This window comes from Nostoc sp. DedVER02, assembly GCF_034530675.2.
In the GTDB taxonomy this organism is placed as follows: Bacteria; Cyanobacteriota; Cyanobacteriia; order Cyanobacteriales; family Nostocaceae; genus Nostoc.
In genome coordinates this window covers 166501-178468 of the sequence record NZ_JAVRCP020000015.1, presented here as the reverse complement: position 1 = coordinate 178468, position 11968 = coordinate 166501, and the positions used below count along the sequence as shown (strand labels likewise).

The window sequence follows — 11968 nt, the reverse complement described above, 5'->3', positions numbered from 1 at the left end:
AGGGGGAAAGGGTTTAAATCCCTTACCCTTTTCCCTTTCCCCAGCCCTCACAAGCGCATTTTTGGGTTGGCAGACTAGTAGGTTGGGTTGAACAAAGTGAAACCCAACAAATACAACGTTTTTGGTGTTGGGTTACCCTGCGGGAAGCCGCTTTGCGTCTACGTTCCTCAAACGCTACTTGCTAAAGAGCGGGTTCCGCCTTAGCGGTACAAGCCGGGAAACCCGTCCAACGCAGTGGCTCACCTATATGTGCATCAGATTTTTAGTGAAATGGTATCACCTATGTGGTTATACCGCGCCTAACACAATTTTTCGCAAATGGCTGTATCCCATTCCATAAAACTACCGGAAGAACCCGAATTATTTTTGCACAGAGGCAGCTTGGGATGGGCAAGCTGCTGTAGCAGAATTAAAAGTACTTGTCTGTGTAGCTACAGGTGCAGAGGCTGTTAACTCCACTGCGCCAGACTGATTAATTACCCAACCAGTAGCTTCCACAATAGTCGGGTTAGTTTGCTGAACTTCTAACTTAGGGCTTTGAACCGAAGAATTCCTCCCTAAATGTGAATTTTCTCCTACACTTGCACTCCTTTGTGCTTGAGGATTCAACCCCACCCAATCAACAGTTGCAGTTTGATTAGTGCGAAGCGCCTGGGTTGGTAAAGGGGGTAAACCTCCGCGTCCAGTAATCACAAACGAATTACCTTGATTCGCCGGACAACCTTGAGCAATCAAACCAGAACGATCAACAAAATCGGCTGGTAATTCCACTAATCCATTATTGGGATTTAAGACTGTGTTGACTTGCACTGTGCCATTGAAAGCAGAATCTTTACCAGTAGCGGTGATATCGCTGTTTGGGGTGGGTGCATCCTGAGCCTGGATGCCAAAAATCGCTTGAGCGTTGATGGTCACATTTCCACCCCGAAAATCTCTAGAATTAGCACTAATATCACTATTTTCTTGGGGAACAGCAATGATGAAACCATTTCTAGCATCAATGGTGATGTCACCTCCAGGAATATTTTCACCAGTGGCGTTGGTAGTGATAGAACTGCGATCGCGTAAGCTCAACAAGGCTGTATGCAAGGAGATATTGCCACCGCCTCCTGTTGTATCAGCAGTGATTTTGGCATTGTTGTCCAAACGGATGGAGTCAGCTACTACATTTAACGAGCCTGCAACGCCTGTATTTGTACTGCTGACGCTCACTTGCGCCCCATCTCGAATTGTTAAATCTCCTGTTTGCAGAGTCAAATCACCACCTTTCCCGCTACCTGTTGTTTGGGCTGAAATCAGCGAACCTTCACCAGTTAGGGTAATCGACTCTGGAGCGATCGCACTCAGGGTTCCTCCCTGTCCACTACCAGAAGTAGCAGCAGACGCTTTGGATTTACCTGAGAAATTGATTGCTAAGGTTTGCCCATTGTTATTGGGTTGAATTATCAAGTTACCGCCTGGTGCTGCTCCTGTTGTCCCTGCTTCTAAAATGCTGCTGTTTGTCAGGTTCAATTGGGCAGCTTGCACGGTTAGCTTACCTCCACGAGCTGTGGGGTTACTAGAATTCGTCGCCGCCGAAACCCGCACCCAATCGGCAATGTCAAGCTTGTTGGTGGTAATTTTTACTTCTCCTGCTTCTCCTGCTGCACTACCTTGAGCGATCGCTGCTAAAGTACCATTACCAGTTAGGGTAATCGAAAAAGGAGCATTGACACTGAGAATTCCTCCTTTGCCATTACCAGAAGTTGATGCAGAGATGAGCGAATTATCTTGAAAATTAATCTTCAAGTTCTGCCCTTGATTACCTGGTTGAATAGTTAAATCTCCGGCTGGGGCAGTACTATTAGTTTGAGCAAAAAGACCGCTAGTGGAACCAAAAATAGAAATTTCAGGGATGTTAAGTGTAATACTACCAGCTTTACCACCACTGGAAGTAGAGGTGAGAATTTGTCCACCGTTAATTGCACTCAAGGTATTGGCATTAACTGTAATATTGCCTCCAATGGAATTCGTTTGGGTTTGAGCATCCAAAGCTGCTCCATCAGTTATGCTCAGGCTATTGGTTGTCAGGTTAATATCACCACCCTGCCCAATCTTGCTACTGATAGTTCCTAACTGGTCATTGCTACCACCACTACTTGAGCGCAGACCACTATTAACACCAGACAAATTTACTTTCTCAGAGGCATTTACATTGATGTTTCCAGCCTTACCCTCTCCCAAAGTTTGTGTTTGTACAACACCTCCTCCAGTTATAGAAAGCAAACCAGTTTGCAGGTCAATTAAGCCACTTTCGCCTTTTGCTCTTCCTGCGACTCCACTCAAGATTGAGCCATTATCTACTGAGATTGAGTCTGCTTGAATCGAAATATTTCCTGCATTGCTATTCTGCCCAAATGTAGTTGTGGCTATAGCTGCTCCATCTTTGATAATTAGTTGCCCTGTTTCAATTCTCAGGTTGCCTGCATTACCAGTTGAGCCAACAGTTGTCTGAGTAAAAACACCGCTAGGAAATTGGGTTCCATCATCATATCTTTGATTAAGGTTGTCAATAGTACCATTCGGAATATAACCACCAAGGAAAGTACCCGGAGGAATGCCGGCTAGTCCAGTGGCATAAATGTCATTAGGAGGCTCAGTTGTTGTTCCACTCAATTCTATAAGCTCGGAAGCAATCAGAGAAATATTTCCACCTTGTCCACTACTGTGACTGTTAGCAGATATCTGTGCACCATTTGTCAGGGAAATAGATGGTACATTAATCAAAATATTGCCTCCATTGCCAGACCCGAAAGTATCACTAGAAAGAATGCTACGATCTAAAGTCAAAGGTGCGTAACTTTCAATCGTAATATCTCCCGAACCCAGCTTGCCTACAGAGTTGATTGATTCAATCTTGATAGTATCAGTAGCTTTAATAGTAATAGCACCTCCGTTTGCTACCTCACCATTTTTAGGCTTAAGACTGATGTCATTATCGATAACAAGAGTATTAGTTTCTCCTTGCCTTGCTGTACTTATCGAAGAAGCCAACTCAGAAAAAGAGTAAGAATACAAATTTCCAGTGCTAATACTGCCATCAGTAGCAAATAGTGAAATATCTCCCCCATTTCCTACCATATTAGTAGAATTAGAATAAGATAACAAATAGGTAGTGCTAATACTGCCATTAGTAGCAGAGAATGAAATAGCTCCCCCATTTCCTGCCGTACTAGTAGAAGAATAAGAAATAGAAGAAGATTCAATTTCCTGGGTAGCAATACTGCCATTAGTAGTAGAGAATGAAATAGCTCCCCCATTCCCTGCGGTACTAGTAGAATAACCAGAAGTCTGAGGATTGCTAGAAGAGTAAGACGAAGAATTCAAACTACTAGTAGTAATGCTGCCGTTAATAGCAGAAAGTGAAATAGTTCCCCCATCCCCTGCTGTACTAGTAACATAAGTTATACTACCATATTCTTTAGAAGAAAAAGAGGAAGAATTTAAATCACTAGTAGTAATGCTGCCGTTAATAGCAGAAAGTGAAATAGTTCCCCCATTTCCTGCCGTACTAGTAGAATTACCACTCCTAGAATAAGAGGAAGAATCTAAATACCAATTGGTAATATTGCCGTTAATAGCAGAGAGTGAAATAGTTCCCCCATTTCCTGCTGTACTAGTAGACTCAATACTCGTAGAATAAGAAGAAGAATTCAAATCCCAATTGGTAATATTGCCGTTAATAGCAGAGAGTGAAATAGCTCCTCCATTCCCTGCCATAGTAGCAAAAGAAGCAGAATTAGAATCAGAGTAAGAATACAAATTTCCAGTGATAATATTGCCATTAGCAGTCAAAGCGATCGCCCCACCATCGTTAGCACCATCTGTAGTATTCAGGTCTTGGGTGGTAATATCTTTACTACTACTAATCTCAATTGCTCCACCATGAGTAATAATTGCTTTGGTACTTATATCTCCTAATATCGTTTTTAAGCTAATTTCCCCTCTAGATTGACTTTTATCTGGTTGAGCGATGTTAATGTCACCGCCAAAGCGGATATTGTCTTGAGCTTCCACTAATAGCGATACCCCAGTATAGCTGCCAGTAATATCAACATTCCGCCCGTGAATATCAAGGCTGCCACTACTAGCAGTCGCAATGTTCACTTCACCAGTGTTATTTAAAGAAATATCGGCTCGTGGTACTTGACTAGGAAAATCCACCTGCAAACGATTATTGACCAAATTCAGCCCGACTATTCCTGCTCCATCCACACCTCCCAAAGTTACCCGCCCGTTAGGAGCAATGACTTGTTCGCCGCTAACCGTCACCTTGCCACCTATGAGCGCCAAGGTTCTGCCTTGTGGAACCGCAAACAATTGGCTGGGAGTAAGAGCTACCTGGTTGTTAAGCTTAATAGTATAAGTTCCGCTACTCTGACCAAGATTTTCATTCCATCCACTAATTGGAAATCCGGCACCAGCACCTATGAGGTAACCATACTCAAATATTGCACCCTCTGAACTGTACGGATTGTTTTCATGACTAGAAATGCCCAGGTAATACTTGCCTGAACTTGGGGCAATGAAAGGTTCATATAAAGGCAATGTTGATTGTCGAGTTTCATCATTAACGCTGTAATCATCGTCGTTCATCACTAGACCTAAGCCATTGCCATCAAACAAGAACAACTGAGTATTTACCTCAGTACCGCCCACAGTTGTTGCTGTGAATTTCTGCCCTTTGCTCAAAAAAAGTTGGTATAGATCGATGTCATTGTCATTATCTAGTGTCCCAGAGATAGCACTGACTGTTTCTGAAGTTGAGCTATTAGTAGCCTGGGCTGTAGATGGCAATTTCCCTGCATCACCCACTTCTGTATATGGGATAGCTGATGGTGGACTCCCGGTTTCCACAACAATATTGCCTTCGCCACCGTTGAACTGCAATCCAACAGGTACGCTAATAGTTAGCAATGGAGTAGTTGAAGGATTTTTGGCGCTGAATTCAAAGCCATCAGCAAACTTGATACTACTTGCTGTACTTCCTACAAATGAGCCGCCAATATCCAATTTGGCATTTGGGCCAAAAACGATCCCATTAGGATTTATAAATAATAAGTTTGCAGTACCATTGGCACGAATCAATCCATCAATATCAGATATCGATTTACCTGTGACTCGACTAATAATATTTTGAATATTCAGACTATTGTTAAAATCAGCTATACTCCCGGTGGAAAGAGAAAACTCGCTAAAACTATGGAATAAATTGCTTCCTGCAGTGGTTCCACCTTCAATTTTTATTGTGTTGCCATTTTTTTGAACGTTAGAATTATTGGGTAGAGTGCTATCTGGAGTGATTTGAGCGTAGGCACAGCCCATCGTAGATATCACACAACTACCAGAACAAATTACTGTACTGGTAACGGCAATGTTTAACCGTTGTAACAAGTTTAAATCTCTCATTGGTTTAAATATAATTTTTATTCAATTTCTGGATTATTTATCAAGTAAGGCAGGAGGCAGGAGGCTTTTATGAAATTCTGACTCATGTGGAGCCACGATCGTAGGGAGTAAGGGGTTAAGACAAGAACACCAAATTTTCAATTTGGTGGCTCTTGTTTAGAGGGGTCTGAATCCCCGATCTTACAAAACCTTCTGCCCTCAGCATAGCTGCCTTCTGCCTTCTTCAATTGTTTATCTAATTCGTACAGCAGATATTAAGGTTACTAAACTCATTACTGGGTATGAATTTTAGGGAATTAAGTGCTTTATTAAAAAACTTTTAGTATTAGATAAACAACAGCTAAATAAGTAAGTCGTAGTGAAATTTTATAAGTATGTAACAACATAGTTTGGTTTTTTCACCTCGTTCTACTTAAACCATTGCAAAAACGTGCTTGATAATGACTCTCAGGTACTTTTTATCTCACGCCTCTATGTTTACCGGAACTCTGGGTAGAGAATTTCTCTGTCCAGAGTTCTCTAGAGCATCAATCAATTGTGAATACAGATTTAGAGATTTTCAACGATAACTAATTAACTATTTAACCAATAAAGCTGATAGTCCTCAATCAAAAATGTTCCATTATTGGAAGACATTTTAAAAAAGAAGAAATAATCTCCTGGTTCCCAAATACTAAATTCTTGCTCTTGTTCTTGAGAAATAGCTGTAGAGCCACTGTTAGGAATAGTCATGCCAGCAGTTTGTGTTCCATTCTGCGCTCTCATCAAAAAAACTTCCAGCAGTGAGAAACCCTGTAATTCGGCAGAATAACGGATTTTGAAGCGGATTTTCCCTCCATCTCTTAGGGTCTTTTTAACAGAAAAGCATTCAGTTTGAATGGGATTACCAGACAGTTTAATATTCTGATCTTGTGTTAATATTTCGATCTGCTTTTGATCAACTGAATTCATTAATTTTCCTCCTGAGAAATAATAGGCTATATTGAGGTAATTGCATTTTTGGCAAATGTCTTTTGGTAACAATTCAGCATTCAGAAATTAAAAATCAGAATTTAGAACCAGGTCTGCTTTGAATGATCGATATGATTAATCAAATGTTATTGTGATTCTTTAATTCTTCTGATTTCTGAATTTTGACTCCTGAATTCTCCTTGTAACGTTCGTATTCTCCCGTTATCGCTAAAAAAATGCAATGACAGATAAGACAGATAAGAAGATAGTTAAATATCTAAACTTAGTACAACAAAAATAATCTAGACTTAAGCCTTAACTATAGGAATCCGGTTTGATTCCTGGAATTACTAGGATTTATGTATCGCCAGAAAAAGTTAAATTTAAATCATTTGAAAAACCGCATCTATCGTAGGGTCAATTTTTGAATTGCTCTTACAACAGATGCTTCTGAATTATTCTTCAAGAAACTTGCATATCTTGCAGCTTTGCCACCATTTCTGCACGCGCTGAAACCTTCAGCTTACGAAACATCCTCTTCAAAGCTTGTTTGACGGAATTTTGCGTAATCCAAAGTTTTTCCCCAATTTCTGCGTTTGTTAACCCCTGCGCCACTAACTCGGCAATTTGTAACTCACGCGCTGTTAGAGGACTTACTACAAGAGAATGAGATATTTTTGGTTTTGTCCGCAGAGTTGCCATTTTTGCTGACAAATGAATGCATAGGGCACTCAAATCGGCTAAATCGTTGCCATTAAAAGGGGGATTTCCTTTATCACGAGCTAAGTTGAGCGTTCCCACAAGACGACCATCGCAAACAATTGGCCCAGTCATGACGTGTTCGTGGTCAGAACGCGAACAAAAATGCTTCCAGTCTCCTGGCGATAATAATAACTGTTCGTGGGCGGGAGCGTGACGCTCAACCACATAGCGCCCCACTGGATTGCTTTCTAAGCAGACTGCGGGAATACCTTGAACATCGATTTGGGCTGTTGGCTGCTCATCTAAGAAATAAATGCCCCAATTTTGCACGCCAAAATGCTCACCAATTTTATCCGTTAGAGCTAGCCTTAATTCTTGCTCATTTTGGACATTAGCGATCGCATCAAATACAGCGTGAAGAGAATTAACCATAAGTGTACCCAGTTGGGGACTATCCAAGCCTCAACAATTACTTCTATGCTAATACCAACGAAACTAAAACGCTAATTAACAGTAGCGACTAGGAGAAGCACATGACAGTTACACAACTCTCTGCTCAGGAACTTTTCCGGGCTGCTTATGAGAACCGCTATACTTGGGACAAGAATTTCCCCGGCTATACTGCAAATATTACCTTTAAGCATGACGATAAAGTTTTTACAGGTAAAGTAATCATCAATGCCAATCTCAAAGCCGAAGTTTTAGATGTAGATGACGAGTCGGCCCAGAAAGCAATTCATGGCCAAGCCTGGGAGATAGCAATTCACCGCATCCGCCGCAGCTTTGAAGACACCCACAGCGCCAATACATTTAGCTATGGTAAAACTGACGAAACTGGTGCGGTTGAGCTTTTAATTGGTGGTAAGGCTGAGGGCGATAAATACAAAGTCCGCAATAATGAAGTCTGCCACGTTCACCGTCTAATTCACGGTACTTTCGTGACAATTGACACTTTCAGCAGCCATGACACTGGTGAAGGCTACCTCTCTCACCGCTATGATTCTGTGTATCATGACCCCAAAACTGGGGAACAAAAGGGCGGTAGAAGCGAGTTTATTGATGAATATGAAAAAGTTGGTGACTATTTCATTCTAAATCGTCGGGAGATTCGCACCGAGACAGCAGGAGAAGTATCTACTCAAGAATTTATTTTCTCTAACATCAAATTGTTGGAACCTGTTGCTGCTTAAGTTTTATTTGGGAATTTACAAATTAGCGATCGCTCCTTTAAACTAAAGAGCGATCGCTTTTATTTTTTATGCACTCACAATATAAGGCGATTCAATCGCCGCTACACGGCCAGCATCAAGCAAAGCTTGATATACCATTACCGTTACCTCTGCGCGTGTAGCATCGCGGGTAGGATTGAGTTGTTTGAGGTTCGGGTGATTGACGATAATCCCCTTGTCTATAGCTTTTACTACCTCATCTTTAGCATAATCAGGAATCTTTGCTTGGTCATCAAATTTAATAGCTGCTGTACCATCAGCAGATAATCCCAACCCATTCACTAGAGAGACAATCACTTGCACGCGCTGAATATTTTTGTTGGGGCCGAAGGTATTGTCAGGAAAACCAGAGAGAAATAAACCTTGATATGCCTGTTGAATTACCTTGGATGCCCAAAAGTCTGCTGGTACATCTTTGAATTTGCTCGCGGGGCGATTTGGTGATGGGTTAAAAGCTTTTACCAATAATGCGGCGTATTGCGCCCGTGTCATTGTAGCATCGGGTTTAAATGTGCGATCAGGAAAACCATTAACTATGCCCAATTTGACTAATTCCCGAATAAATCCACCTGCCCAATGATTACTAATATCGGTTAATTCAATAGCAGGCGTTGGTGTTGGTGTAGGAGTTGGTGTTGGTGTCGGGGTGGGTGTTGGTGTTGGTGTTGGTGTAGGAGTTGGTATCGGGTTAGGTGTGGGTGTTGGTGTGGGTGTCGGCGTGGGAGTTGGTGTTGGGGTAGGAGTTGGTGTGGGAATTGGTGTTGGCGTTGGTGTCGGGGTGGGAGTTGGCGTTGGCGTTGGTGTCGGGGTGGGAACTGAACTATCCGCAAACTCTATGTTTCCTGTAACTTTAGACGCATTTATTTTATTTCCCACAGAAACCAGCTTATTGGAACTGGCATTTTGCAAATCGAATTTACCATTATTTTGTAGAGTATTGCCTCCTGGATTATTGGCACTGCCGATATCTGGTAGGGCGGTTCCAATTACTGTGATGCCATCGTCAGTGTTATTTTCGCTGACATTGTTACGCAATACAGGGCGAGTACTGCCAGAGATGACAATTCCAGAACGGTTTTCCGAAAGTTTGTTATCTCGAAGTATGGGTGATGCAGTATCACTAATGGCGATGCCAAAACCTGTTTTGACACAGGTATTACCTTGAATTTGACCTTTGGAATTTTTAGCGATCGCAATTCCATTAGCTGCATTCTCTCTGAATACACTATTTAGAATAGCTGGGTTAGCATCACCTGTAGCAAATACTCCCTCCCGCTTACAGTTGATGAAGGTACTATTAGCAACAGTAGGAGCAGTTGATTCAATCCAAACACCAGTACCGCGGCTAGCCAGATTCGTTACCGTAACTCCCCGTACCTCAGCTTTATCTAGCAGTACAAATGTTACATTTTGAGCAGCAAAAGTACGGCTGAGGTAGCTACCACTCCCTTCAATCAAAACACCATTACCAATGTTTGTTTCATCACCTACAACTATTACGCCCGATGGAACCGTTAGCGGAAATACTTCACCGCTAGCAGCATTGTAATTACCATTTGCTAGTTGAATCTTGGTGCTATTTGTAGCTACTTTGAGTGCTTGGGTAATAGTTTTGAACGGCGCTTGTTGACTACCAAGGTTAGTATCGCTACCTGATACTGGATTTACATAAAAAGTCTGAGCCATATTTATACTTCCAAAAAATACATAGCTATCCTAACGCTAACTATAAAAGTAGGTAGCGGTTGATGCATTAAATAACTTAAAGTAATTCTCACTGCAAAGTTAAAAAATTATGCCAATACTTTTAGGTTTTACTGTTTGCAAAAATAATTATGTAAATTTAAATTAACTTATAATACATAATGTGAAGCAATTTCGCATAATTTTACCCAAGCTAATTGAAAGGTTTACGGCGACTGGATATTTTAATAGAATAATTTCATCAAAAGATTCGCAGAAATATCAATGGACTGGATTACACTACTGCGATCGCTACAGTCTGATTTTATTAAAAGGTTAACATCTGGTTGTCTGCTTCATTGTGAAACAGAAGGTCAATATAGTGAATTAACTATAATCTCTGGAGAGAGATTAAAGGCACTACGGGAATTTTGCTGGTTGATGGCTGAGAAATATAAGCGTGTTTCACCAGTCCGTGACGTTTTTCTCAGCTATCTTAAAGGTAAATTGGGTGAGGAAGTTGTCAAAGAACGTTTAGCAGATTTTATTACCGAAGTCGATTATGAAAAGCGATTCGGCGGTGATGGCAATATAGACTTTACCTTAACTTCTGACCCATCTATTGGTATCGAGGTTAAATCTCGTCATGGTAGTATTGATAGAGTTAGATGGTCAATTAGTTCTGAAGAAGTTGAAAAAAATGCAGTTGTAGTTTGCATTTTGATTCAAGAAGATGTCAGCGAAGCACAATCTGAATATCACCTTTTTTTGGCTGGCTTTCTCCCAACCCGGATGATTAAATTAAAGACTGGGAAAATTTCTTTTGGGATAGAACAATTACTGTATGGCGGTGGTTTATGGTGTTACCTAGAACAGTTACAATCTTCTATAAATAATTCTTCTAAGCAGCAATCACCAATTTACAAATATCTTGCAAAGCCAGAAGTTTTATCTAAGCCAACTAATAATCAATTTACTAAAGCTTCTTTTCAATCTGAATACAGTAATGAAGATTTAAATATACTTTATATTAAATTGGGTGATGAGTGTTTTGAGAGAGCAGAATATACAAATGCAATAATTAACTATAATAAAGCCTTAAAAATTAATCATGGTGATGTTGATTTATATTATAAACGAGGTTTAGCTCATTATCAACTAGGAGATTATGAAGCTGCGATCGCAGATTATTCTCAAGCAATCCAGATAAATATTCAGGATGCCAAATCTTACAATAAACGAGGTTTAGCGCTGTCTCAACTGGGGCGATTAGAAGAAGCAATTAATGATTATACCCAGGCTATCAGAATTAATCCTAATGTTGCCGTAGCTTATAAAAATCGGGCTCAAGCTCGTTCTCATGTAGGAGATAACCAAGGAGCAATTGAAGATTATACCCAGGCGATTAAAATTAATCCTGATTATGCTGATGCTTACAAAAACCGTGGAATTGCTCGTTATTTATTAAGTTCTCAACCAGGATTTCCCCAAGCAATTAAGATTAATCCTAAAGATGCCATAGCTTATAAAAAACGTGGTAATGCTCGTTCCGACTTAGGAGATTTTGAAGGAGCAATTGAAGATTATACTCAGGCAATCCAGATTAATCCTAGTTATGCCGATGCTTATTACAATCGTGGTAATGCTCATTCCGACTTAGAAAATTTTCAGGAAGCGATTGAAGATTATACTCAAGCAATCCAGATTAATCCAAATTATGCAGACGCTTATTACAATCGTGGCAATATCCGTTTAGAAATCGCAGATAAACAGGGAGCAATCGAGGATTTTCAGAAAGCGGCAGACATCTATCGGAAAGAGGGTAAGCTAGAAGCACTCAAAGATACACGAGAAAAAATATTAGATTTAGAAATCGAAGAATCATTAGATATTTTGAAATTTTAGGCAATCAATTTATTGTAGAGACGGCGATTCATTGCGTCTCTTGCCTTAAC

6 protein-coding genes are annotated in these 11968 nt (G+C 40.6%); 2 read left to right on the top strand and 4 right to left on the bottom strand.

Annotated features, from left to right (window positions below; genetic code table 11):
- Positions 1–360: 360 nt before the first annotated feature.
- The 3 genes from RMZ41_RS17205 to RMZ41_RS17195 form a co-directional block, all read right to left on the bottom strand.
- The gene (locus RMZ41_RS17205) at positions 361–5448 is read right to left on the bottom strand and encodes a filamentous hemagglutinin N-terminal domain-containing protein (protein WP_322640382.1); all 5088 of its coding nucleotides are present in this window, start codon (positions 5446–5448) and stop codon (positions 361–363) included.
- Between the two features lie 573 nt (positions 5449–6021).
- Positions 6022–6399, bottom strand: coding sequence for a hypothetical protein (locus RMZ41_RS17200; protein WP_322640383.1), 378 nt, complete (start codon positions 6397–6399; stop codon positions 6022–6024).
- Between the two features lie 462 nt (positions 6400–6861).
- A complete protein-coding gene (locus tag RMZ41_RS17195; RefSeq protein ID WP_322640384.1) occupies positions 6862–7533 on the bottom strand; it encodes a LuxR C-terminal-related transcriptional regulator in 672 nt (223 codons plus the stop codon).
- A gap of 101 nt (positions 7534–7634) precedes the next feature.
- Between RMZ41_RS17195 and RMZ41_RS17190 the strand changes: the two genes are divergently transcribed.
- Positions 7635–8291 (top strand): DUF3386 domain-containing protein, encoded by a 657-nt coding sequence (locus tag RMZ41_RS17190; protein WP_322640385.1) that lies wholly within the window; start codon positions 7635–7637, stop codon positions 8289–8291.
- Positions 8292–8357: 66 nt separating this feature from the next.
- Here RMZ41_RS17190 and RMZ41_RS17185 read toward each other — a convergent pair whose 3' ends face one another.
- Complete coding sequence (locus tag RMZ41_RS17185) at positions 8358–10016, bottom strand: DUF1565 domain-containing protein (RefSeq protein ID WP_322640386.1); 1659 nt, start codon at positions 10014–10016, stop codon at positions 8358–8360.
- 282 nt (positions 10017–10298) lie between these two features.
- On the opposite strand from RMZ41_RS17185, the gene RMZ41_RS17180 reads away from it, so the two are divergent.
- Positions 10299–11918 carry a tetratricopeptide repeat protein gene (locus tag RMZ41_RS17180; protein ID WP_322640387.1) on the top strand — a complete coding sequence of 540 codons (1620 nt, stop codon included), beginning with the start codon at positions 10299–10301 and terminating at the stop codon, positions 11916–11918.
- Positions 11919–11968: the final 50 nt, after the last annotated feature.

Coding starts and splice junctions, on each gene's coding strand:
- RMZ41_RS17190 (WP_322640385.1), top strand. CDS start 7,635: ATGACAGTTACACAACTCTCTGCTCAGGAACTTTTCCGGGCTGCTTAT.
- RMZ41_RS17185 (WP_322640386.1), bottom strand. CDS start 10,016: ATGGCTCAGACTTTTTATGTAAATCCAGTATCAGGTAGCGATACTAAC.
- RMZ41_RS17180 (WP_322640387.1), top strand. CDS start 10,299: ATGGACTGGATTACACTACTGCGATCGCTACAGTCTGATTTTATTAAA.
- RMZ41_RS17200 (WP_322640383.1), bottom strand. CDS start 6,399: ATGAATTCAGTTGATCAAAAGCAGATCGAAATATTAACACAAGATCAG.
- RMZ41_RS17195 (WP_322640384.1), bottom strand. CDS start 7,533: ATGGTTAATTCTCTTCACGCTGTATTTGATGCGATCGCTAATGTCCAA.
- RMZ41_RS17205 (WP_322640382.1), bottom strand. CDS start 5,448: ATGAGAGATTTAAACTTGTTACAACGGTTAAACATTGCCGTTACCAGT.